The following is a 22859-nucleotide window of genomic DNA, read 5'->3' on the forward strand; positions in this document are numbered from 1 at the left end:
CGGGCGGGCACGGCGGGACGCACGGTGGGCAGGTCGTCGATGTCGAGGCCGCCGAGGTCGTCTTCGACGAAGCCGTAGGAGTAGTCGTAGGGGTCGGGCGGGGGCTCGTGTAGGTCGGCGTCGATGTGGTGGTCGTCGAGGTCGAATTGCTGTTGGCCGGTGGATGTTTCGGCCTGTTCGGCGGGATGGGGGATGTCGGGGTCGATGGTGGCGGCGTGGTGGGTGAGCAGTTCGACGCGGTAGGTGAGCAGGCGGGCGTATTCGTCGGGCCGGATGGTCTGGGTGGTTGCGATGTCGTGCAGGTGTTCAGCGGCCGCGGCGAGCAGATCGTGGGGGGGCCAGTCGGCGGCGGTGACCGCGGCGACGAGGCCGGGCCAGGCGGGGTCGGTGATGACGGCTTCGGCGATGCGGGTGCCCAGGAGGTGGTGCAGGTCGGCGGTCCAGGGGGGCCGCAGGTTGGTGTCGCTGCCCTCCAGGGAGGGGGGCGCCAGGGTGCCGGCCAGCCGCCACCACAGGGCAGCAGCGGGCATTTCAGCGGGGAGCGGCCCGTGTTCGGTCGCGGCCTCGTGGAGCAGGGCGGCGACGTCGGCGCCGGCGCGGGCGGCGCCGTCGAGATGGGTGGCCAGCCGCGGCCAGTATGGGTCGTCGGTGAGGTGGGGGTCGATGGTGCGCGCGAGTTGGCGCCAGCGGGCGGTGTCGGCGCCGGCGCGGGTCAGAGCGGCATCGAGGCGGGAGTGGATGGCTTGCTGGACCATGGCCGAGCGGTTGGCGTGCTGTTCGGGCCCGGTAATCCGGGTGTCGGCGGCCTCGACGCGGTGGGCAGCGCGGAAGACCGCGATTTCGGCCAGCAGGTTGCGGTTGCCGTCGAGCAGGGGCCGCGCCCAGGCGGGGGCGGTGGCGGCATCCCAGGCGCGGGCGGTGCCGCGGATGTGATCGGCGAGGTCGCTGACGAGTTCGGCGCGCTGCCGCAGGTAGGTCGCCCAGGTCGGGTCGGTAGTGATGACGTCGGGGATGGCGGGCAGCCAGTGCAGCGGTCCACGGTCTGCGGCACTTGAGCCAGTGGGGGTTGGGAGGCGCCAGTCCAGGACGGCGGCGGGGTCGTGGGCGTCACCGAGTCCGGTGGCCGCGGCCTGGTGCAGGGCGTCGATGGGGTCGTGTCCTTCGATGGCCAGCAGGGCGAGGTGGCGGCGCAGCACGGGCCAGGCTTGGGCGTCGGTGAGGTGATGGCCCAGCCGGGCGGCGGCGGTGTCGATGCGGGCCATGACGTCTGGCCCGGCGTGGTGTTCGGCGGCGGCGCTCAGCGCATCGGAATACATGTCGGCGGCCAGGTGAAGCCGGTTGAAGGGGTCGGTGTCGGCGGCGGCGATGCTGTGGGCGGAGTGTTGGGCGCCATCGCGGCCGAGGATGGTGGTCAGGATGTCCACGGCGGTGGGCGGGTGGGTGGCCTTAGGGGTCAGGATGCGGTGTGGGTCGGCTTCGGCGGTGGAGAAGTAGAGGTGGTTTTCGGTGCATCCGCGGGTGGCGGCGACGTAGAGCTGTTGGCGGGTGAGCCGGTCGGAGCCGACGATGTGGCAGGTGCCTTCGGTGTCGCGGTGCCCGGCGGTCATGCCTTGGGCGGCGTTGATGGTGCTGGCGTAACCCAGGGTGGTGTAGGTGGTGACGTAGCGGGCGGGCAGGCGCACCGGGGTGGCCGGCCCGCGCAGGGGGACGACGGTGATCGAGCCGTCGTCGTGTACGGCGCGGATGATCCAGCGGTGGCCGTTTTTGACCCAGGCGCCATGCGTGGTGGTGCGTAGCCAGCGGGCGTTTTTGCGGGTGGCGATCCAGTCGCCGGCCGAGGCGGTGAGGCCGTCGGCGAGGGTGACGGTGGCCGCTGATTGTGGATCGTTCGGAGGGCTGGCGGGGATGGTGGGGGTGTGGGTGAGCCGGTCGAGGCGGGCGCGTTCGTTGAGTTGGGCGACGAGGTCGTTGGTGGGGGCCAGCAGGATGGAGTCGCGGCCGGCGGCGCGGTCGGCGGCCCAGGCTTGGAATGCCATGTCGGCGGCGGTCTGGTCGGCGCCGACATGCACCCGGTGGTGGTCGATGTAGAAGCCGATTCCGGCAGGGTCACCGGCGCGGATGGCCAGGCTGGCCGCGGCTTCGGCTTTCCCGGTTTCGGGGTGGGTGAAGCGCACGACGGTGCTCAAGGTGACGGTGTCGTGGCGCTCGGCCAGGTCGCGCAGGACGCCGCCGGCCGAAACCGACGCCAGTTGTTGGTCATCGCCGATCAGGCGCACGCTGGCTCCGCGTGCCAGGGCGTGGGCGATGAGGGTGTCGAGGTCCGCGGTGGAGGCCATGCCAGCTTCGTCGACGATGAGCAGGGTGTCCGAACTGATGCGGTCGAACCATCGGCGGGCGGGGTCATCGGCGGGTGCGGGGGTGGCGGTGCTGGTGTCGGTGAGTTGGTTGAGTTTGGCGATGGTGTCGGTGGGGGAGGCGAGGTCTTGGGCGAGGACTTCGGCCGCGCCGGCGGTGGGGGCCAGGCCGATGACGGTGCCGCCACTGTTGCGCCAGGCGGCCGCCACGGCGGCCATGGCGGTGGTTTTGCCGGTGCCGGCCGGTGCGAGCGCGAGCTGGAGGCGGGCACCGGAAGTGGCCATGTCGCGCACCAGGGCGACTTGTCCTTGGTTGAGTGTTAGGCCGTGGTTGGCGTGGGTTTCGGCCAGGGCTAAACCGATGTTGATGTCATCGACGGTGCGCCCGTCGCGCGTGGTGGCGGCGGCCAGGATGCGCCGTTCGGCGGCCATGATGGCGGCACTGGTGTAGACGGTGGTGTCGTGGCGGGGGGAGACGCTGGCGCCGTCGCGGCGGCGCAGCGCGGCGGGCTCGTTTTTGTCCGTATCAGCGTCGGTCGTCAAGGTGATGCTGTGTGCGCCAAGGGCGCTCGCCACGATGCGGTTGACGACCTCGGGGCCGCCGGGGTGGTTGGCGTAGCGCAGCGCTCGTTGGGCTTGGGCGCGCACGTGGTTGACCGTCCAGGTGGCCCGGGTTTGGGCGACGGTGGCGACGACCGCCGCGGCCTGCTCACTGATCCATTTTTCGGTGATTTCGACTTGTTGTGCGACGACCTGATTGGTGGCGTCGGCGATCATGGCGGTTAGGGCGCGCTGGCTGCCGAGCACCTCGACGGCCTGCACGCGCCACACGTGGCGCTGCTCGGCCAGCGAGCGCGGTTCGTGTTTGGCTTGCCGAGTTTCCAAGGTGGCCTGCTGCGACAACGCCAGCATCTCCACCATGGTCGGTTCACGCCCGTGCGCGGTTTGGAATTGCTTGGCCAGCTGGCCGACGCGATGGTCAATGGCCGCGCTGCGTGAGGAGTATTTTTCGATCAATTCGGTGGGGATGCCGGCGATTTCGCGCACCGGCCGTTTACCCGGTTTGGCATCGGTTTCGGCGAACCGGACACCGAGTTGTGCGGTGAGCAGGGCTTCGATGCGGGTGTTGTACAACTCCGATGCGGCGACGGTGGCGTGGTGTAGCGGGGTGCCATCTAAGGCCAGCCAGCGCGGGATGCCATCGGCGCCAACGGCTTGCACTTTGTTGCTGATCACCAGGTGGGTGTGCAGGTTAGGGTCCCCGGCGCGGCTGTCGCGGTGATCGAAGGCCGCGGCGGTCAATCCGGTGGTGTTGACCTGGGCGACACCGTGGGCGCCGATGCGGGAAAACGCGGCGTTGTCTTCGAGGAATTTCAGGGTTTCGGCGACGGCGTGGTGGTGGCATTCCTCGATCGCCCGCGCGATCGGTGTTGGCGCGATCGCCCACAGCGCGGAGACGGATTTGACCGGGGTGAATGTCAGGTCATAGCCGGCCACCGCGGTGGTGGCCGCACGCGAATTGCGGGCGATGAACCCCGACAGTTCCCGGTCATCGGCGGGGGGTCGGGCGTAGCTTTCGGCGAACATTTGGTGCCCGAGTGCGGTGCGAATGCGGGCGCGGATGTCGGCGGCGAGGGTGGCGTGCTCGTCGTTGCCCACGGTGGTGTTGTAGTCGCGGTAGGCCTGGCGCAGCCGGGTGACGAACTGGTTTTCGCTGTTGTTGATGGCAAACGGCCGGCCCAGCCGCGCGGCCGCGATCGCGCCGCCCTGGGCGAGGCCAAATCCGCTGAGGTGGCGGGTGATTCGGTCGGCGTTGGGGTGTAAGCCTTCACCGAAGAGGGCTTTCATTTGGTCTTCGCTGACTTGTGATCCGTGCCGCACCGCCCACAATTCGGCGACCAGCGGGTCTGAGGCATCCCGGGCGATGGGGTGCCCGAGTGCGGCCAGGCCGCGGCCCATCCAGGTGCCCGGAGTTTCACCCTTGGCGCTGTAGTAATCCGAAAGGCTAGGGCGCCCACGGTCGGTGGCATCCGAGGCGGCGACTTGGCGGATCAGGTACATGTAGCCGTCGCCAGCGGTCAGTTTGTGTAGGCCCATCACCGCGGCATCACCACAAATTCGACTCTGACATCGGCCCGGGCGTTACGCGACGGCCGGCGACAGAAATATCGCGTCGGTTAGCCGCCCTAACGATCCGCCGTTATCGAACCGTGACCTGAGTGCAAGAGGTGTGATGTTCGGGAAGCGGTGGAAGTTAGGGTGGGCTAAGTGACGGTGGGCTGGTGTGGTGAGTGGTCGGGTCCGGGCATAGGGAGTAAGGATAGCGGTGAGATTTTTGTGTTCGGGTGCGGCGTAAGGGTTTTGCGGGCTTTAGCGTGAAGGCATGGGAAACAAGGCGGTCAGTAAGCAAGCCCGGCGGGCGGCGCGTGAAGCGGCGACGGCGGCCCAGGAAGAGGTCATTCGGCGCACGAAGGCCAACGTGGAGGATTTAGCGGCGTTCTTCGATGCGCGAGTGCGCGAGGACGGGGTCAATGTGTGGTTGGCCGAGCGCCAGCAGGCGTTGCGAGAGCAGGCCGCGCAGCGGCGCGCCGCTCACCGCCTGCAGTGCGGCACGGCGCTGCGCGCGATGCGCGATCGCGGGGAGACGCTGCGCGAGATCGGCCGCATGGCCGGCATCAGCGAGAAGGCGGTGCGGGAGTTGATTCGCGAAACCGAATCCACCGAGCAGCCCGCAGCATCGCCGCCGGGCGCGGCGCGGGCGGCGAGCCCGGCCACGATGTCAGAAACGCTGGGGCGGAACGAGATGGGGGCGTACAGGACGGAACCGGATGCCCGGTGCCAGGAGTCGATGTCGGCACGGGTGTAGCCGTGTGCGGGCGGCTGTCGGTGGGTGCGGGGATGATAATGGCGACAGGCGGCCCAGGGGGGCAAGGAGCCGAAAGCATCGGGAGTTATGGGGGTTTCGCAACCGCTACGGCTGGTGGTGGATCAGCGGGCGCACGCCGACGAGTTACGCCGGTTTGAAGACAACGTTGTACGCGGCCCGGGTGGGGAAGATTGCGCGATCTGGTGTTCGGCGATCGGGGCCGATGGCTATGGGCGCTTTTGGGTGCGCCGCGGCGGCACACGAATCATGGTGCGAGCCAACCGTTATGCTCTGGCCACGGCGATGAACGGAAAGGCTCTGGAGCCGTGGGTGCGGGCACTGCACGGCTGCGACAACCCGGCGTGCGTGCGGGCAAGTCTGCCCGGAGAGATCGGTCTCCTGCACATCATCGGCGGCTCACAACGCGACAACATGATGATGACGGCGCGCGCCGGCCGCGGCGGCGGCCGGGTGGCCGTGCGCCGCGGCGATCACGGAATCAAAGCTCGGCGCGCTCGGGCGGTGGCGCTACGCGAAGCGGTGCGCCACCGATGGGACGCCGAAGCCGTTCGAGGCAGCGCTGCTGGGTTCCACCGACCCGACACTGTGGTAAGCCGCACGGCAGCAACACAATCGCGCACGGCAGCCGGTCGGCAGCGCCCGTCGGACAAGGGCGCTTGGCGCCGAAAGAGCGGGCGCGCCGGGCGGGCCGATACGACAGTCCAGGACTGTCGACGGTGGGCCTGTGGCGGGTCAGTGTCGGCCCGGCGGCGGGTGTCCCCCAGCGGGAAGTGGAGCGAGGCTATCGACAAGCAGGTCCAGGAGGCCAGCGACGGAGCCCACCTCGGAGGTGGCGAACCGTTGGCAGGCGGCGGCGAGTAAGCCGCCGGGCAGGGTGCACGCGGGAAGAAAAAAGGGGCCCGGCCAACCCCGCGGATGCACGTGGTGGCCGGGCCCCAGTTAGCCGGTGGCGCGCTTACAGCGTCTGCAGCAGGCGGAACGCTTTGGGCTTGAGCGATCCGCTACCCGCGGCAGCGGCGGTGACGGTCCGCAACGCGCGGGCGGTGCTGGCGTCACTGGCGGTTCGGGCGCCGCGGATAGGAACGATGTGGTCAAGGTATTCGGTTACCGCGTTGTAGGCCGCCCACCGGGTCCCGGCGACGGGGGCGACCGTGGGCGAAGACGTCCACAGTTTGACGATGGCGCTGGCGCGTTCGCGTCGGTGGCGCAAGGTGGCGGCGGTGCCGGCCGAGTCGACCTCGAGCAGGGTGTTGGCGAAGCGCCGCATCTCCTCGGTGTCCATCGGGGCCGCGTAGAGCGCGGCCGCCTCGGCTTCGAACGCTTCGATGTAACGCCAGCAGAGCTTGAGGGCGTTGCGGGCTTCGGTGATCGAGGCCCGCGCGCCGCCGGTGTGGCGGATGGAGAAGCTGGCCTTGGCGGCCGCGAGCGCGGCGGACTGGGTATTGGCGCACACGATCCGGATGGGCGAGACCAAGAAACGGAAGGCTGAACTGCCGTCGTGAGAATTTAAGGCCGCGAGGTAGAAATCGGTTCTGTCCTTGCTGCCATCTTTGCCGTCGAAGACCATGCTGCTGGGCAGCTTCATGGTGACGATACGTTTCGCGTCCACCCCGCAGGGCACCGGCGGTCTCGAAATGCGCGCCGCCGCTTTGATCCACCAGAGCATCGAGCAGGTCGCAGGAGGCCTCGTTTTGGACGGGCTCGTACTTGCTGCCGACGACACCCAGAACGTCCAGGCTCCCGTTGATGGGGTTGGTGCGCACGGTCGCGTAGAAGTCCGGCACGGCCAAGGGCGCTGGAGTGGTGACGCCGGTGTCGTCGATGACGGGTTCCTGGGGCACCTGCAGCGACATTTTGCGGACGTTCCAGCCGGCCAGGTGAGCGGCCTGCAGCGCCTCGCGGGCGGTCATGGCGTGGCCAACCGATTGGCCGAGACGGTGCCAGGCGTCGGGGCGAGAGTTGGCGAAGGAGGCCTGACCATCGGTGATATCGAGCTCGTGTGCCATGAGAGTTGTTCCTTTCAGGAAGGGTGTTGGTTCGCGCCAGTCAGCGCTGGGTGTGGGGGGACCGGCGGGGTGGCGGTGTCAACCCCGAAGAGGCCGGCGGAGAAGCAGGAGGCGGATTTTCGGCACGGCGAGCCCGGCGCGCAGCGCCTTCGGGCGAGCTGTCATAGGGCCGTGAAATGCCGCCGGTGCCGCGCGGGCGCAGCGGGAGCCGGCCGCGGAGGCCGGCGGGAGCGGAGAACGGGCGAGCCCGCCGGGCGTGGGTTGAGAGCGACGGGGTCCCTGACGGATCATACTTGGCACCCGCTGACGGCTAGAAGAAGATGAGGGGCTACGGACGGTCGCCGCCGGAAGGCGGCGTCGCGCCCGTGGAGGGCGCGCAAGGATGAAGCGCCGGAAGAAATAGGGGGCCCGGCCAACCCTCCGTGTGGGGAGCTGGCCGGGCCTGGGGAACCGTTGGGGGGTTAGTCGCGGGTGGTGGCGTCGATGATGGCGCGGCTGATCTGTTGGGGCGGTATGCCGGAGCGCAGCGCGGTGAGAAGCATGAGAGCGAGCCGCGGCGGCGGGGTCTGGGTGGCTTGGGCCTCGTTGAGTGCAGCGTCTGCGGCGATGCCGGGGCGAATGCTGTCGTTGAGGAAGCAGTAGCAGGCGGCGGCGATGGTCAGCGCTTCGGCGCGGGGCTGGCCGCGCAGGCGCCGGGCGATGTGGGTCCACAGGTAGGCGCCAGTGTCGGTGTGTTGGGCGGCGGCGGCGATCATGGCGTCGCGCACGGCGACGTCGGCGGTGATGGCGATGCCGGCGCGGGTGGGCAGGGTGCGGCTGATCGGGTGCCCTGCGAGGGCGTCGGCGATCTCCCGGGCGGCGGCGATGACAAGTTCGCCGCGGTCTCCGAGGGCCATCGGGGGAGCGGGCGGCAGGTAGGCGAATTCGGCTTCGATGTCGCTGCGCCCCGCGCTGACGCGGTCACCGCCGAGGACCCGGTGGGCGGTGACCAGCGAGTCGGTGTAGGGGTAGGTCGGGCCGGTGGCGCCGCTGTCGGGGTCATACCAGTGCCCTTCTGTGGTGACGTCGCGGGTCATGATGCGGCGCAGCACGGGGATGCCGGCGGCGCGTAGCGCCACGCGCACGGCATCGAGGACGGTGAGGGCGTGCCATTCGTGGGATTGGTCGCACACCGCCAAAAGCACGGCGGCGTGGCTGGTCTCGGGTCGCAGGCTGCAGGTGGCCGGGAAGTTCGCGGCTTGGTCCACGGTGATCGAGACGTCGAACCGAATCGCGGTGCGCACCACCATGTCGCCGCTGTTGGGGTCGCGGTGCAGCATGTAGGCCACGATGCTGTTGGTGGGGGCGAAGCCCATCAGTGCCGCCGCGGCGGCGACGATGTCTGCTTCGGTGCGCAAGGTCGTGGTGGGCATGGTGTTTCTCCGTTCGGTGCGGTGAGTGGTGCGCCGGTCAGCGCTGGGCGAGCGGTCAATCGGCTGAGGGTGGGCGGTCAACCCCGAAGAGCCCGCGCCGAACGGAGCAGGGTTTTCGGCTCGCGCCCGCCGGCGCGACAGCGCCATGGGCGGGCTGGCATAGGGCCGAAAAGGTCACTCGGCCTGCGCAGTTCGGCGCGGGCGTGGGTTGAGCGGTCGGGCCCCCGGCCGATTAGGCTGCGTCCCCTGCTGACGGCTTAAAGGTGAGGGGCTACGGACCGGTGGCCACCGCAGGTGGCCAATCCGGCGGGAGCGCGGGGCGCGCGACGCCACCTCACACCGGAAGAAAAAAGGGGACTCCGGCCGACCCCTCGTGTGGTGTGCGAAGCGGCCGGGTCCCCGAAAGGGATGCCGCTCAGGTGATCTCACAGGCGGCGTCGCTCAGCGCCTCGAGCAGATCGACGTTCTCACCGAGCGTCATCGTGTCGTGTCCCCACTGGCGGGTTGTCGAAGATCCAGGTGAGGTTGCCCACCGGCCGGTGGAATCCTTCGTGTGCGGCCCACAGCAGGACATTGATATGTTCGGCCTCGACGACGTATGCGCTCATGATGTTTGCTCCGTTCTGTGCGGTGAGTGGTGCGCTGGTCAGTGCGGGGGTGCTGGGAAGCGGGTGAGGGTGGGTGGTCAACCCCGAAGAGTCCGCGCCGGGTGCACGCCGGGTTTTCGGCCGCGCTCGCCGGCGCGAGAGCGCCGTGGGGCGAGCTGGCATTAGGGCCGAAAACAGTCACTTGGTACGGCGCGCCGCGGTGCGGGCGTGGGTTGAGCGTCGGGCCCCGCTTACCATGAGCACCCTGCTGACGGCTAAAAGAAGTGAGTGGCTACGGATTTCGGCCACCGCAAGGGGCCGCTTCGGCCGGCGCGCGGGTCGCGCCGCCGCCACCGCGATTTGACCCGGATTCCCAATCGCTGACGGCAGATGGCCCTGAGCATTCCGAGCTGCGCCCAGAGGTCGGGCCTAGCGGTAATCCCTTGGACAGCTTGAAAAGAGCCAGCGCCAACCGGTCCGACCGGCTCTCAACTGTGCGGGTCGAGTGTTGCCGGCGTTGACAAGCCGCCGACGTCCCGGGAATTGACGCACTCGGTGGTTACCCTCCCGGGATGGGAGTGAGCGATCCACCGGCCGTCGCCGCGGGCGCGATGAATGCCCCGCGTCCGAGCGAGGAGACCGCAGAGGTCATGGTCACCGTGAAGACTTACCCGAACCCGAGCGAGACGTACGGTGAAACCGTCTGCGTTGCCGGCGTGCGCCTCGACCGGGAACGGCCCGAGTGGATTCGGCTGTACCCGGTGAAGTTCCGCAACGCCGACTTCGACAGCCAGTTCAAAAAGTACGAGATAATCCGTGTCAACGGGGCCTACCAGCACGTCAACGACAACCGCCCCGAGTCGTTCCGGCCGCGGCAGGACGAGCTGGACCACATGGAACAGCTCGACACGAGCAGCAACTGGCAGCGGCGGCGGATGAACCTGGACGGACTCATCGGCGCCACCACGATGTGCGAGCTGCTCGACCAGAACCCGGTCGGCGGCATGGCCGTCCCGTCACCGTCGCTCGGCCTGATCAAGCCCCTCGACATCGTGGCCACCGTGGTCGACGGCGACCCGTGGAACGCAGCCGAGCAGGCGAAGATCGACAAGGCCTCGGCACCGGACCTGTTTGGCACGTCGCTCAAGCCGCTAGAGCCCGCACCGTTCGCGGTCCGGTACAAGTACCGCTGCGAGTCGCAGAAGTGCAGGGGACACGACCAGAAGGTGCTCGACTGGGAGGCTGGCCAGGCCGGCCGGCGGTGGCTGCGGGAGTACGGCGATGCCGATGCCCGCGCGGCGATGCTCAAGAAGTGGAGGGATGAGATGCTCGCGCAGGACAACGACGTGCACTTCTACGTCGGGAACCAGAACGTGCACCGGCGGTCCTTCTCGGTCCTCGGCGTGTGGCGGCCGAAGTTCGAGAACGCGTTGTTCTAGATGTGCACCACGGCCGCGTTGGGGCGGGTCTTCAGCAGCCGGCGCACGACGATGTCGCGGTGGCACTCGGCGTGGTCGTGCTCGAAGCACAGCAGCGCCACGACACCTCCGTCCAGTAGCTCGCAGACGTGCGCGAGCGCGTCGGTGGCCGCCGCGGTGTCCAGCACGTCGCGGTAGCGGGCACGGGACTCCGGCTCACCGGCACGGAACCCGGCTCGGTTGTCCTTCGGGTTGCCGAGCGCGCGGTGGTGCACGTAGGCGATCCCGACCGCGGCGAGGGCCTTGGAGAGCTTCGTCTTCGACAGGCCAGGCTTGCGGCTCAGCGGGGTCAGGCGCACGTCGACGAGGACCTGCACCTGCTGTTCGAGGAGCTTGGCGACGAGATCGCCGACGGTCTTCCCTTCGTAGCCGATGCTGACAAGGGTTCCCTCGGCGGTGTACCGGGTGGTGTCAGAGGTTCCCATGGGTCCCTATGGTGCCGCAGCGGTCGGGGAGAAGTGAGGCAACCCCCGCGGGTGCGATGGAACCGTGACCACAGCCGGGAGGGTACGCAGATGGTCCGACAGGGCGCCGTCGGTGCTAATCCCACGACATGGTGGGTCGCCCGAAACGCCAGTGCTGTCGGTGTCGCTGGCTAGCCTGCTGCGATGACAGATGCGGGTGTTGAGGCGTTCACGCCGGGGACGATCGAGGCCGTGGCGAAGGCGATCGGTGAGCTGTACAGCGGCTCGGAGCTGACCCGGGTCCTGGCGACGGCGAAGCTGCCGGACGTGATCGGCGAGGGCACGACGAAGTGGAAGCGCCTCGCGGAGGCCATGCAGCAACAGCAGTTCAAGCAGAGGGACGGTCGCCCGATCCTCGCGCTCATCATCGCGGCGATGGCACCCGACCGCACCCTCGGCCGTCGCCCCGCCGCGAGCGCCACGCGAGACGAGCTGAACCAGATCCTGTCGCTGTCCGGCTACCGCGTCCGGGACGACGGGCGCATCGGCCGCGCGTCGAAGGCGACCACCGACGCGGACGCGGCAAGTCGGAGCACACGTCTGCGCACCCACCTGACCGACCGTGGTGCGCATCCGGAAGTCGTGCGCCACTGCCGGGCGGAGCTGCTGAAGACCGACTACTACGAGGCCGTGTTCGAGGCCGTCAAGGGACTCGGTGCGCGCCTGCGGGAGAAGTCGAAGTTGGACCTGGACGGGCGTCCCCTTGTGCAAGCCGTGTTGCAGGGGAAGTTACCGCGCATCCTCCTCACCCCGTGCACCACCGAGACCGAACGCAATGAGCAGATGGGCATCGCTCTGCTCGCCGAGGGCGTGTTCGCCGCCTTCCGCAACCCATCGGCACATGAGCCCCGGCTGGTCTGGCACGTCACCGAACAGGACGCCCTCGACGTGCTCGGGACACTGTCGATGATTCACCGCCGCCTCGACACGGCGCGTCTCAGTGGGGGAAGCGCCTAGCACGCTCCGCGCCAAGGAGTAATCACCCAAACGTGCCTTACATGCCATAGCCCACATCATCGCGGGCATCACGTTAGATGCACTGGTTCACCATTATCTTTTGCGCCGTCCCCTCGGGGGATAGGTAGATAACGGTCGAGGCCAGCGCGTAGTCGATCTCGGTCATGCGGGGTGAGTCCTTTCTGGCGGGGTGAGTCCTTTCTGATGTGGAAATAAGATGCGACCGGGCCGACGTTCGGATGTGAGACGCCGGCCCCGGCCGCGAAGCACGGGTCAGGGCGGTTAGGCCGCCAACAGTTTGGCGGCTGCGATGTGGTTGAGGGCGGTCTCGAGGTCCTCGTGCGCGGCGGGTGGGTTGGCGTCGAGAGCGACGGTCCACATCGGTTCCTCGCCGATTCCGGCGGTCAGGGTGTAGGTGTGGCCGGCGTGCGCGGCGCGGTAGGACCAGTCGCGGCCGGGCACGGCGTGGAAGGTGAGATCGCCGGCGCGGACCTTGAGGATGCGCGTGTGCGGCTCGGCGTTTAGGTCGGGTGCGGTCGCTTCGACGGCGGCCATCTGCCCGTGGGCGTCGGTGGCGAAGAGTACGAGGCGGTGCCCGCCCTCGCGGGTGTAGTCGTGCACGGTGGTGAGCCCGATGTCGCCGTGGTTGTGAAACAGGATTCGGGTGATGCCGTACTGCTGGTGCTGGATGCGTCCTGCGGCTTCGTCGACGAGGTTAAAGGCGAGCTCGAATTCGTGGTCCATGGTGTTTCTCCGTTCGGTGCGGTGAGTGGTGCGCCGGTCAGCGCTGGGGGAGCGGTCAATCGGCTGAGGGTGGGCGGTCAACCCCGAAGAGTCCGCGCCGAACGGAGCAGGGTTTTCGGCCCGCGCTCGCCGGCGCGAAGCGCCCTGGCGGGCTGGCATAGGGCCGAAAAGGTCACTAGGCCTGCGCAGTTCGGCGCGGGCGTGGGTTGAGCGGTCGGGCCCCCGGCCGATTAGGCTGCGACCCCTGCTGACGGCAAACAAGGTGAGGAGCTACGGACCGGTGGCCACCGCAGGGGGCCAATCCGGCGGGAGCGCGGGGCGCGCCGACGCCACCTGAAACCGGAAGAAAAAAGGGGACTTCGGCCAACCCCGGGGAAGGGCGGCCGGAGCCCCCCTGGTGGTGGTGTCTGCGGCGCAGTCAGGGCGCCGACGTTGTGACCAGTTCGCGGCGGGTGTTGTGGTGTTCGGTCAAGCCGAGTCGTGCCGCGATGCGGTGCACGGTGCGCGTGGTCGTGTAGAGGCGCCAGGCGATCAGGTCCAGCTCGACACCTCCGTGCATGCGGCGTACTGCTTCATCGCGGTCCGCCCCGCGCAACCGCAACCGTAGGCCGTCGTGGGCGACCTGGACGACGGCCAATTCGTCGATTTCGGACGGCTTGTCGTGTTCGGGTTCCCGATCGTGCGAGCGTTGGGGGTGGGCTACTTCGCCGTGAGATGGCAGCGCTTGGGCTTCGTCGTGGTCGGTGATCGCCCACGGGTCGATAACTGCGCTCATGATGGTTCTCCGTTCTGTGCGGTGAGTGGTGCGCTGGTCAGCGCTGGGTGCGGGCAAGCGGGTGAGGGTGGGTGGTCAACCCCGAAGAGTCCGCACCGGGTGCTCGCCGGGTTTTCGGCCGCGCTCGCCGGCGCGAGAGCGCCTTGGGGGCGAGCTGGCATTAGGGCCGAAAACAATCACTCGGCACGGCGATGCCCCGGTGCGGGCGTGGGTTGAGCGCTCGGGCCCCCGCCCGCTTACCATGAGCACCCTGCTGACGGCTAAAGGAAGTGAGTGGCTACGGATTTCGGCCACCGCAGGGGGCCGCTTCGGCGGTCGCGCGGGGCGCGACGCCGCCCCTCAACCGGAAGAAAAAGGGGGACCCGGCCAACCCCAGGTGCTACAAGCGCTGACGCCAATCGCGATGCAGTGAGGGTCGCTCTGGCCGCCGCATCGCAGGTAGCCTAAGAACGTGATGGAAACGGCGGTGCTACAGGAGCTCGTGGAATCGGATCGTATTCCGACACCGGTGATCGACTGGCTGGTGAACGGTCACTGGTCCACGCCGGTGCTGGCTTGTGATGTGTCGTATCCTCGCGCCGATTACTCGGGACTGCTGGAGTTTTGACCAAGACGGCCGGGTGCGTTTAGGGCGCGGAGTCCACTCGATAGTGAGGCAAAGCGGCCGTACTCTTGGCCGGCCGCAGTCGTTTTCTCCCCTAGCCAAATCCCGATGATTTGCGGGAATCCGTGCAGGGTCCGCGTCCACACCGGGCCTCCGGAGTCACCGGGGATGCTGGGCGGCATGCCAGTGGTCAGGTATTGGTCTTCACCTTGGCCGGCCGCGATTTGACCGCAATGCTGACCGCTGGAAACACCGATCCGGCAGACGGTTTCGCCGATTTGGGGCTCGGGGTGGTCATCGGTGAAGGGCATCTGGTTGTCGGCGATGAATGCTGACGCCAAGGAGTTGGTGCTGAAGTCGATCAGTGCATAGTCCGCGCCGCCGCTGCGCGGGGGCTCGAACACGGTGCGCACGAAGTCTCCGGTGAGCCTGCTTCGCTTGTCTCGCGCATAACCTGATGCCGGGTTGGCGCGGCAGTGCCCGGCGGTGATGGCGTAGGTGTGAAGGTCGACGCCGGTGTAGACGTAGCCGATCGTGCAGAACTGGTTGCCGCCGGCGGGGTTGATGTAGTCGACCTCTTCGCCGGGGCTGACGACGGTCAGTATGGCGTGTGACGGAGGTGAGCCAGCCAGTGCCAGCGCCGCTGCCGTGGTGAGCAGGCCTGAGACGATGGCGGCGAATCGGTGCGTTGTGGTGCGCATGACTCAGTCACCTTCCAGGTTCTAGGCGGCCCGGGCGTGGCGCAGGCGGCGTTCGGAGCGCAGTTGCGCGCGGGCGGTCATGCTGTCGAGGCAGGCGCGAGCGGTGCTGGCCGCCGGCCCGGNGCTGCAGCTCTTGTTGGGTGTGTTGCACTGCGCGCAGCTGGTCGGCGGCTTCAGCGAGCCATCGCGCGGCGTTGCGTGCGCTGCCGGGCACCAGGCCGCGCCGGTCGTGGTGGGCGCGGGCTTCCCGTAGAGCGGTGTCGAAGCGGTCGGCGGCCCAGCGGGCCTTCGCGGCGGCGGCGAGGGCGTGCAGGTCGGCAGGGGTGATGGTGGTGAAACCTCCGAAGGGGTCGCTGCGGTCCCAGAGACCGGCGTTGACATGGTCGGTGACGTCGGCTTTATCGACCTCAATGCCCGGCATGAGCAGCACCACCTGTGCGGCGCTGGCGTGCAGACGTTCATGCAGGTTGATCGCCCGCTGATAGCCGGCGAGGTCCCGGTCGGCCACGATGGCGACGTTGAGTCCGGTGAATGCGTCGACCAGTGCGGCAGGGAAGTTGGCGGCCCCTTGGGCGTTGGTGGTGGCCAGGCGACCGAGCGAGGTAAGGGTGTCGGCGTCTTTCTCGCCCTCGGTGACCCATACCCATGCGCCGGTCTTCGCCGCGCTCTGAATTGCGTTGGGCCGATACAGCATCGGGGTGAATCCGTCCGGCTTGCGGTACACCCATTGGTGTGCGTCGCGATAGCGCTGCCGGAACCGTTTGTGGGGCTGGCCAGTGCAGGTGCATTCTTCGCGAATGACCTGCTGCACTGGTTCGCCGGAGGGGGTGAGGTAGGTGTAGACCCGGACCCGACGCCACTGGTGCTCGACGTGATCGCGGGGCACGGTGATACGCGCTGGCAATGGGCCTAACCCGGGAACTCGTCGCGCCGCCTTCGGTTGTGCGGCGCGCGTCCAGCCTTGCCCGGTTGCGGGGGCAGGGTTGTCGAACAGATCGGCCAGGCGCAGACCGAGGGCGCCGGCGATGTCGGCGGCGGGGGCCCGGCAGCTAAAGCAGTGCAACAGGACCGCCCCGCCCCGGCCCGCGCGGGTATTTTCGCGCCACCCAACCGATAGTGAGGGGGAGTGGTCGGTGTGCAGGGGGCAGCTGGCCATGAAGGCTTCCCCGCCACGGGGGCGGATGCTGTGCCCTGCTGCTTGCAGAGCGTCCCGCACGTGGTCCAAAGCGGTTCCGGGTCGGCGGGTTTGGTGTGTGCTGGCCATTACGGAGTCTCCTGGTCGATGACCGTGTGCACCACGGCGTAGGCCGCGCGGGTGTTGCGGATGCTGTCGTCGAGGAAGGTGGCGACATCGCGTCCGTCACGGCCGTCTACAAACTCGACGTCGTAGATGGTGTTACTGCGCAACTGCTCAAGACTGCTCGCGGCCTTCTGCAGGGCTTTCACGGCGGCGGACAGGTGGGCAAGCAAATGGCTTCGCGTTTCACCGATTTGCTCGATGCGGTCCAGTTCGGCGAACTCGGCAACTGCTTGCTCCAGTGCGGCGTCGGTATACAAGGGGTAGGGTCCTTTCGGTCAGGAGTGGGGTCTAGGCGGCGGCCAGGAGAGCCACGCGATCCGGACGAAAACCCGACCAATGCACCGTGGGGGAGACATAGACGACAGGCGCGCCCAGGTAGCCCAAACTCATCACGTATTCGCGGGCCTCGGGATTTTCGGTGATGTCGATCTTCTGGTAGTCGACGATCCCCGTTTTGTCGAGCGCTCTGAACGTCGCGTTGCACTGCACGCAGGCCGGTTTCGTATAAACCGTGATTGGGGACATTACTTGCCTCCTTCGTAAATACAGGGTGCTGCGCTGGATAATTAAAGATTACTGACGTGATTGGCCCTATGCCATAGTCGCGCAAAGAATTTCGAGGAATTGTGGATAGTTCGCAACACCGATTGAAGTTGGGTATGCGCACCCTCCTTTCGGCGCGATCGCCCCAGGATGTTCTCGCGCCGTAACCGCCTGTGCCCTGCGGCTTTACAGCGTTGTGCGCAGGCAGCGCACAGGAGTCGGCGAACCCGGCCACTGCACCAGGGATTCACGCTTGTTCTCGCTTCCCGCGACCTGGCGGTAATCGTTTAGCAGCAGCGATCATGCCCCGTCCTTCTTTTTGTATTCCATCACGGATCTACCTTGCTTAACCGGTCGGTGTAAGCCGTTTGCGCTCACTACCTCCACGCTCCCTTCGCTGTAATTGCCGCCATTATTTTGCCTTTCTTGCATTCACGATATGAACCGGCCAACGGGGCCGTGGAGTGCAAGGCCCGGGCGCGCAGTTTTCCCGGTGAGCGTCAGCGAGCGGCGCGGGGAAAAGTTCGCGGGCCCACCGGCCGCAGCAGCGCGAAGGCCGGCGCCTTGCAGGTAGCGGTCCGGTCGGTCAGAATCGAACGGCCAGACGGCACAACATGTTTCGCCCTATACCCGAGGATCGAACCGCCACCGCCGTGATGAGCGAGCAGCACCGGCTGGCGGGTGGGACGGCAGTCGCCAAAGGTGGGGCCAGTACCGCAGCCCTGACCCCACCCGAGCGGCGCGCTACTCCTTTACCGCATCGGCCAAACACTGCTCGTACACGTCGTCGGCCTTCTTGGCCTTGGTCACGACTTCCTCGACGGGAGCCAGCGGATAGTCGTTGTCCGCGAGCCAACGCAGGTACTCGCCGCTGCCGACGTGGTGGCCCCACCCGTCCGCATTGTTGCGCCAGGCATCCTTGGGGGTCCGCGATTCGAGCGCACCGAGCACCAGGGCCAGCGTGATCACCTCAGCGCGCCCGTCGCCGTTGGCGGGCAGGTCGGCCACCAGCTTGGCCACGGCCTGGCCGCTGTCCACTCCGAGCAGTGCAGCAGTCGTGTCCAGCGCGTTGTGATTGGTGAGCAAGAAGCTGTCACGAGACAAGCAGTCAGCGATGAACATGGCCGCGCCCTTGGGAGGCGTCTTGCGCGCCAAGAGCTTCTTGACGAACTCGCGCCGCACATTGAGGGCCGCGTCACCGAGCTTGTTGAGGGCCAACACTTTCCGGCGCACACGCTTCTCGGTCTCGGCGCGCTCGATCGCGGCCTGCTGGCGTGCCGCCTCGCGTGCCTCGTCGTCCAAGTCGACCGCTTCGCCGGTGCCGGTGTCCGCCATGCCCGCCTGCCGCGCGAACCAGCTCTGCGGCGTTAGTCCTGCGGCATGGTAGTCGAGGCAGTAGTAATCGGGGACGAACACCGCTGTCTCGGTGACCGAGTTGGCGTGGCGCAACCCCTCGGCAGGCTCGGCGTCTGGCTCGTCTTCGGTCTCCCAGTCCACGATCCCTTCGTCAACAACGTCGCCGGTTTCCACGTCGCACAGTGCGGTGTCCTCAGAGAGCACCACAGCCCAGTGGGCGGGGTTGGTGACAGCGTTGTCGTCGGCTTCGTCCCCCTCGCCGGTCACCAGGTGATGCAGCGGTATGCAGGCCGCATCCCACGACTCGGGCCGCTGCTCAAGGACGGTGAACCCCTTGTCGGTGTAGACCCGGGCTGCCTGGGCTCGGACCTGGGCGGTGGCGCGTTCTTGACGCAGCTGGGCGACCGTGTGCTCGAACCAGCCCCTTCCAGCCGAGCTCATCAGCCGCTCAAGCGCGCCGGGCACGTCCTCGAACTCAGTGATCGCGGCTGCTTCGACCAGGCTGAGCTGGCCGCTGGCCAAGGCGTCCATGGCGGTAGCTGACTGCGCGGCGGTGTGCGCGGCCTTCACGGCGTCCTTGGCGACGGACAACCGCTTGGCCACCTTGGTCACCGACATCCCTGCGTCGATCATCTGCTGGATGCCGCGCGCCCGCTGGGCGTCGGTGAGGTCCCGCTTCTGATCGTTGGTGACGATCTGGTGCACGATGCGGTCGATGGTTTCCTGGCTGGCATCAACAGCGGAAGACGGCAGCACATACACCGGAACGCTGGACAGGCCGACTTCGCGAGCAGCAAGAGTGCGCCGCTGGCCGTTGCGGACGCGGATGACCTCGGGCCGCTCGGGGTCGCGAACACCCGTGATCGGCACCAGCACTCCGTTCTCGGCGATATTGGCGATGAACGCCTTGCTCAAGGCTGCGTCGTCGCGGACATTGTCACCGATGTCAAGCAGCGCCGGGTCAAGGTGTTCCATCGTGCCTGACGGTTGGTCAGCGCTGCTGGCCGCGCTTTCGGTGTTGGCCGTGTCGGTCATGGTTGAACCCTTTCTGTGTGAGTCAGGCGTCCCGCGTGGCCGCCTGTTCTGTTTGCCTTCTGGCAATTGAGATTTGGGCCGGCATAGGGACGCGGAGTGCAAGGTCCGGGCGCGCAGTTGCCCGCGCGCGAGCGAAGCGAGCGTAGGCGGGGGACTGTGCGAGCCTTGTGCCCGGAGCGAAGCGGAGGCCGTGGCCTTCGCGCGAAGCGGACCGCCGGCAATAATCGAAAGCCAGAAAGGCAAACAAACACGGGCTTTGGGTCAGGGCCCAAGCTATTCAGCAGCGCCGGAGGCGCTTCAACTTCAACTCCCCGCTACGATCGCAAAGATGGGGCTTCGGCAGAGCCGGCGCCGGTGGGAGGAGCCCGTCGTTCGCACTGCCCCGAATGTGCTGCGGAGCTCGGCGCTCACAAGGTGCTTGTCGGAGTAGCGCATTGCCGGTGCGGACGGATACACCGTTCTCGCTGTTGCTAGCAGAACGAGCGGAATTGCCTGTGCTGCACCAACATTACGCAGTCCTACATCGTGGATTCGACGTGCCGGGCGGCGGAGATCGGCGATCGCAATTGGCATGCGCTGCTCGACGCGCACGACGCCGCGGTGAGGGCGCAGCTACGTCGCTTTCGAGGCCCGAGGTGAACACGGCGGGTGACGGCTTCCTCGGATGGTCGACGGCTGGCTACTGCATCTGGTCGAGCATGGTCGAGAACGCTGCCTTGAGCCGCAACCCTTTCTTGACCTCATCGGCTGTCACGTAGGGGTACTCGCTGATTTCCAGAAAGCTCGGTACGTGATGCTCACGAACGAACTGGACGAAAGCCTCGGGACGTTCTCGCCAGTCTTCGGGGAATCCTTCAGGGTTTTCGAAGGTGGTCGTGATGCCCGACTCGCTGAACAAATTCACCGCATCCTCGGTGTACTTGTCGAAGTCGGTGTCGAAGATCCCCTGGTACTGGAAGTAGGTCGTCGCCGATATTGAACAGCTGCCACTTCAGATAATGCAGCTTCAGGACATCCAAAACCTCGGGATCCTTATCGACTGCTGACGCCAGGGTTCTGCCGTGCTCGCGGATGGCCTGTTCTCGGCCAGGTTTGACCTTCGCGATGATCGTGAAGCCGTAGCAGGCGGGCGTGCGCGGAAAAACCGGTCCGTACCGCCCCCGCTCCAGCTCGAAGTAACCCTCTTTGGGGATTGCTAGCGCCGCTGGCTTGGTCCAGTCGTGATTGGTGATAGCGGCCCGTCCGGCAACATCTAGGCCCCTCAAAATGGATCTACTGCCGGTCAGAGTTGCGCCGCTGGCGGGAGAAGCTATTTACTCGTGGTTGGAAGCCGCTGCTCGCGCCATGAGACTCTCAACGAAGCAGACGTTGAGGCTGCTCGGATGCACTAAGAGGAGTTCGGTGTGCGCGTGTCCCGTCGAGTCGCGGCCTTTAACAAGCGAATCACCAACCCAGCCGCCCTTCGGGTGGTCGACCGAATGCCTGGTATGGGAATTCTTTACCACGTCGGGCGCCGATCCGGAGCACGCTACCGTACACCGTTGCTGGTGTTCGACACGACCGACGGCTTTGCATTGCTCGTCGGCTACGGACCCCAAACAAACTGGGTGCGAAACGTTCTCGCGGGCGGCGACACCGCCATCTGCAAGCACCGCAAGACTGTCGCGGTCGGCCATCCCGTCCTCCTAGCCAAAAGCGAGGTGGCCCCCCAGGTGAGTCCCTCCTCGCGGTGGCTGTACCGCCTCTTTCCGTACAATGAATCGGTGATGGTGCTCAAGCGCCTCTAAGTCGGCGCGCTAGCGCATCGGTGGGTTGGCTTTCACGCCACGCTGGCGCCGCCAGAAGTGTCGATTCGTCGCTGGAACCTGATGGCTGAGACTCGTGACACAGGCGGATTCAATTCTGGCGCAATAGGTTCGACGCCTCAAAACATCGCGACGATATGCGAGGTCGCATGGCGCGTTACACCCACGGTATGGATGGTACGGCCTCGATCTACTTCTTCCGACGTCGGTGGCGAAGCGATCGCCCTGGGGAGAAACCGGACTTGACGGCTTGCGATGCGGCGGCGGCGAGTGCCGGCAGACTGCGTAGGTACGCGCATCGAGCAGCGCGGGCCAGGTGTGCCAGCTATTGGGCCGGTCGTTTTTGGCGAGCCGTTCGGCGAGCCACCATAGGCTCATCGGAACCGCGAAGGGATACAACAACAGGTGCTCGGCAAGGGGGTCGCGGTGGTAGCTCACCGCGGCGCCGCCTTGGGTGTATGCCAGGACCAGCCTGTCCACATCGGCGACGTCGACGATCTTGTCGTGCACGCCCTGGATGAGTAGCAGGGGCATGCTCGGTGTCTTTTGCCCGAGCCGCGTCACCTCGAACACATGCTGCAGCTCGGGCAACGCGAACAATTCCTGAAAGCTCAGGTCGACGTAGTCGGCGATGTCGACATTGCGGAAGCGTCGGATCGCCCCTCCGGTCGACATTCCCTCGATCTCTGCAAGCAGGGCCTTGCCATCCTCGGTCGCGTGTTCATCGACGACCTTTTTCGCCTCGGGGAACACATGCACCAACGACGCGATCATCAACGCAGCAAGACCCGCCCACGGCGACGCATTCAACCGGCGCGCAACGCTTTCGGGATCCACCACCGGTGAACCCAGCACTGCCCCGACGATGTCGAGCTCGGGTGCGTACGTGGCGGCGACTTCGGCGGCCCATCCGCTGGCCAGGCCACCGCCGGAATACCCCCACACCGCCATCGAGGCCTTCGATGAAAGGCCTAACTTCGGGTAGTTGACAGCGGCACGCAGACCGTCGAGAACACGAAAGCCCTCCTCATACGGCGCGCCCCACATGCCGTTGAGGCCCTCGTGATCCGGGATACTGACCGCCCACCCGCGAGATAGGGCCGCGGTGATGAAAAAGAATTCCGCCTGAACCGAGGCCCCGACCAGCTCGGCGCCGTGCCGCAGCGCATAGGACGGGAAACACCGCGCCGCCACGGCGTCGATGGCGCACTGGTAAGACAGCACCGGGCACCGGGCCGGGTTCTCGCCACGCGGAACTATTACCGTGGTCACCGCCGCCTCGGGGAGATCGTGGGCGTCGGTGCTGCGGTACATCAGCTGCACCGCCATGCCCTGCCGGAGGCGACCGAAGAACGACACCGGCACCACCCGCGACCGCAAGACCGTCCCGGGTGCGACCCCGCCCAGACCGGCGGGGCTGGCATAGAAAGGATCGCGATCAGGTGTGGGGAAGCCACGGCGTGTCCAGGAGGACGAGTTCTTCATGATGTGTTGCTTTCCAGGCTGTTGATGGTGCGCGCCCAACAAAACGTTAGGCACGACCTGCTTGTCTAGCTGGCGCGCGCCGCGGTATGTAATCAGGCTGTGTTGGTGATGCCTTGAGCGATATCGCGCACCGGGGTGTTCGTGTGCTGGGATTGCTGTCTCAGTAGTCCCTGCAGAAGAAGTTCAAACGGTCGGTCATCCAGCGCTATCGGGGCGTTTGGGAATCCACCGTCATCGGCAGACTCCGCCGCCCGCGCTGCACCGTGCTTCTGCGTCATCCTGGCGAGAAGTAGCGACCCTCGAACGAGTTCCGACACCGCGGAGTAAGTGTCGTGCGCTGTCTGCTCATCGAGACCGGAGTCGATC

The 22859-nt window shown here is 67.0% G+C and carries 17 protein-coding genes and 3 pseudogenes; 6 read left to right on the forward strand and 14 right to left on the reverse strand.

Features of this window, described 5'->3' with window-relative positions; genetic code table 11:
• Window positions 1-4451, reverse strand: a 4451-nt coding sequence (gene mobF / locus BN4348_RS39085) for a MobF family relaxase (protein ID WP_066911658.1), incomplete at its 3' end; no start/stop codon positions are given.
• Between the two features lie 286 nt (window positions 4452-4737).
• On the opposite strand from mobF, the gene BN4348_RS39090 reads away from it, so the two are divergent.
• Window positions 4738-5220 (forward strand): hypothetical protein, encoded by a 483-nt coding sequence (locus BN4348_RS39090; protein ID WP_066911661.1) that lies wholly within the window; start codon window positions 4738-4740, stop codon window positions 5218-5220.
• Window positions 5221-6196: 976 nt separating this feature from the next.
• Here BN4348_RS39090 and BN4348_RS61315 read toward each other — a convergent pair.
• The 4 genes and pseudogenes from BN4348_RS61315 to BN4348_RS60775 all read right to left on the reverse strand — a co-directional run bounded on the left by BN4348_RS61315 (window position 6197) and on the right by BN4348_RS60775 (window position 9348).
• The gene (locus BN4348_RS61315) at window positions 6197-6826 is read right to left on the reverse strand and encodes a DUF932 domain-containing protein (protein ID WP_235852688.1); all 630 of its coding nucleotides are present in this window, start codon (window positions 6824-6826) and stop codon (window positions 6197-6199) included.
• A gap of 37 nt (window positions 6827-6863) precedes the next feature.
• Window positions 6864-7247: pseudogene (locus BN4348_RS62430) on the reverse strand (DUF932 domain-containing protein); the annotation flags it as partial.
• A 461-nt stretch (window positions 7248-7708) separates the two neighbouring features.
• Entirely contained in the window at window positions 7709-8659 is a 951-nt protein-coding gene (locus BN4348_RS39105) for a DUF4192 domain-containing protein (RefSeq protein WP_066911664.1), read from the reverse strand.
• A 467-nt stretch (window positions 8660-9126) separates the two neighbouring features.
• On the reverse strand, window positions 9127-9348 hold the full coding sequence (locus tag BN4348_RS60775) for a hypothetical protein (protein WP_211145703.1): 222 nt from the start codon (window positions 9346-9348) through the stop codon (window positions 9127-9129).
• Between the two features lie 548 nt (window positions 9349-9896).
• Here BN4348_RS60775 and BN4348_RS39110 point away from each other — a divergent pair.
• Window positions 9897-10685 carry a hypothetical protein gene (locus BN4348_RS39110; protein ID WP_066912022.1) on the forward strand — a complete coding sequence of 263 codons (789 nt, stop codon included), beginning with the start codon at window positions 9897-9899 and terminating at the stop codon, window positions 10683-10685.
• Here the strand turns inward: BN4348_RS39110 and BN4348_RS39115 are convergent.
• Entirely contained in the window at window positions 10682-11149 is a 468-nt protein-coding gene (locus BN4348_RS39115) for a DUF488 domain-containing protein (RefSeq protein ID WP_066911667.1), read from the reverse strand. The two genes, BN4348_RS39110 and BN4348_RS39115, sit on opposite strands and share 4 nt — an antisense overlap.
• A gap of 183 nt (window positions 11150-11332) precedes the next feature.
• Between BN4348_RS39115 and BN4348_RS39120 the strand changes: the two genes are divergently transcribed.
• Window positions 11333-12145: a TIGR02391 family protein gene (locus BN4348_RS39120; RefSeq protein WP_066911670.1), complete on the forward strand. Its 813-nt coding sequence runs from the start codon at window positions 11333-11335 to the stop codon at window positions 12143-12145.
• A gap of 282 nt (window positions 12146-12427) precedes the next feature.
• On the opposite strand, the gene BN4348_RS39125 is transcribed toward BN4348_RS39120, so the two are convergent.
• Window positions 12428-12889, reverse strand: a complete 462-nt coding sequence (locus BN4348_RS39125; RefSeq protein ID WP_066911673.1) for a hypothetical protein — start codon at window positions 12887-12889, stop codon at window positions 12428-12430.
• 418 nt (window positions 12890-13307) lie between these two features.
• Window positions 13308-13664, reverse strand: coding sequence for a hypothetical protein (locus BN4348_RS39130; RefSeq protein WP_066911676.1), 357 nt, complete (start codon window positions 13662-13664; stop codon window positions 13308-13310).
• A 451-nt stretch (window positions 13665-14115) separates the two neighbouring features.
• On the opposite strand from BN4348_RS39130, the gene BN4348_RS59965 reads away from it, so the two are divergent.
• The gene (locus BN4348_RS59965; protein ID WP_160040388.1) at window positions 14116-14271 is read left to right on the forward strand and encodes a hypothetical protein; all 156 of its coding nucleotides are present in this window, start codon (window positions 14116-14118) and stop codon (window positions 14269-14271) included.
• Here the strand turns inward: BN4348_RS59965 and BN4348_RS39135 are convergent.
• The 4 genes from BN4348_RS39135 to BN4348_RS39155 form a co-directional block, all read right to left on the reverse strand.
• On the reverse strand, window positions 14247-14969 hold the full coding sequence (locus BN4348_RS39135; protein ID WP_066911679.1) for a chymotrypsin family serine protease: 723 nt from the start codon (window positions 14967-14969) through the stop codon (window positions 14247-14249). The two genes, BN4348_RS59965 and BN4348_RS39135, sit on opposite strands and share 25 nt — an antisense overlap.
• Before the next feature lie 1263 nt (window positions 14970-16232).
• On the reverse strand, window positions 16233-16526 hold the full coding sequence (locus BN4348_RS39145; RefSeq protein ID WP_066911685.1) for a hypothetical protein: 294 nt from the start codon (window positions 16524-16526) through the stop codon (window positions 16233-16235).
• Between the two features lie 31 nt (window positions 16527-16557).
• On the reverse strand, window positions 16558-16794 hold the full coding sequence (nrdH, locus tag BN4348_RS39150; protein WP_066911688.1) for a glutaredoxin-like protein NrdH: 237 nt from the start codon (window positions 16792-16794) through the stop codon (window positions 16558-16560).
• 762 nt (window positions 16795-17556) lie between these two features.
• On the reverse strand, window positions 17557-19446 hold the full coding sequence (locus BN4348_RS39155) for a ParB/RepB/Spo0J family partition protein (RefSeq protein WP_235852690.1): 1890 nt from the start codon (window positions 19444-19446) through the stop codon (window positions 17557-17559).
• A 279-nt stretch (window positions 19447-19725) separates the two neighbouring features.
• Here BN4348_RS39155 and BN4348_RS61325 point away from each other — a divergent pair.
• Window positions 19726-19865: pseudogene (locus tag BN4348_RS61325) on the forward strand (adenylate/guanylate cyclase domain-containing protein); the annotation flags it as partial.
• A gap of 17 nt (window positions 19866-19882) precedes the next feature.
• Here BN4348_RS61325 and BN4348_RS39165 read toward each other — a convergent pair.
• Window positions 19883-20435 (reverse strand): annotated as a pseudogene (locus BN4348_RS39165) (hypothetical protein).
• A 309-nt stretch (window positions 20436-20744) separates the two neighbouring features.
• Between BN4348_RS39165 and BN4348_RS62435 the strand changes: the two are divergent.
• Window positions 20745-20990 carry a hypothetical protein gene (locus BN4348_RS62435; RefSeq protein ID WP_306460716.1) on the forward strand — a complete coding sequence of 82 codons (246 nt, stop codon included), beginning with the start codon at window positions 20745-20747 and terminating at the stop codon, window positions 20988-20990.
• 9 nt (window positions 20991-20999) lie between these two features.
• Here BN4348_RS62435 and BN4348_RS39175 read toward each other — a convergent pair whose 3' ends face one another.
• Complete coding sequence (locus tag BN4348_RS39175; RefSeq protein ID WP_160040394.1) at window positions 21000-22337, reverse strand: lipase family protein; 1338 nt, start codon at window positions 22335-22337, stop codon at window positions 21000-21002.
• Window positions 22338-22859: the final 522 nt, after the last annotated feature.

This window comes from Mycobacterium interjectum (assembly GCF_900078675.2).
Taxonomy (GTDB): domain Bacteria; phylum Actinomycetota; class Actinomycetes; order Mycobacteriales; family Mycobacteriaceae; genus Mycobacterium; species Mycobacterium interjectum.

What these genes read in the sequence shown, in the direction of transcription:
- BN4348_RS39090 (WP_066911661.1), top strand. Translation starts at nt 4,738, where the DNA reads ATGGGAAACAAGGCGGTCAGTAAGCAAGCCCGGCGGGCGGCGCGTGAA.
- BN4348_RS61315 (WP_235852688.1), bottom strand. Translation starts at nt 6,826, where the DNA reads ATGAAGCTGCCCAGCAGCATGGTCTTCGACGGCAAAGATGGCAGCAAG.
- BN4348_RS39105 (WP_066911664.1), bottom strand. Translation starts at nt 8,659, where the DNA reads ATGCCCACCACGACCTTGCGCACCGAAGCAGACATCGTCGCCGCCGCG.
- BN4348_RS39110 (WP_066912022.1), top strand. Translation starts at nt 9,897, where the DNA reads ATGGTCACCGTGAAGACTTACCCGAACCCGAGCGAGACGTACGGTGAA.
- BN4348_RS39115 (WP_066911667.1), bottom strand. Translation starts at nt 11,149, where the DNA reads ATGGGAACCTCTGACACCACCCGGTACACCGCCGAGGGAACCCTTGTC.
- BN4348_RS39120 (WP_066911670.1), top strand. Translation starts at nt 11,333, where the DNA reads ATGACAGATGCGGGTGTTGAGGCGTTCACGCCGGGGACGATCGAGGCC.
- BN4348_RS39125 (WP_066911673.1), bottom strand. Translation starts at nt 12,889, where the DNA reads ATGGACCACGAATTCGAGCTCGCCTTTAACCTCGTCGACGAAGCCGCA.
- BN4348_RS39130 (WP_066911676.1), bottom strand. Translation starts at nt 13,664, where the DNA reads ATGAGCGCAGTTATCGACCCGTGGGCGATCACCGACCACGACGAAGCC.
- BN4348_RS39135 (WP_066911679.1), bottom strand. Translation starts at nt 14,969, where the DNA reads ATGCGCACCACAACGCACCGATTCGCCGCCATCGTCTCAGGCCTGCTC.
- nrdH (WP_066911688.1), bottom strand. Translation starts at nt 16,794, where the DNA reads ATGTCCCCAATCACGGTTTATACGAAACCGGCCTGCGTGCAGTGCAAC.
- BN4348_RS39175 (WP_160040394.1), bottom strand. Translation starts at nt 22,337, where the DNA reads ATGGCGGTGCAGCTGATGTACCGCAGCACCGACGCCCACGATCTCCCC.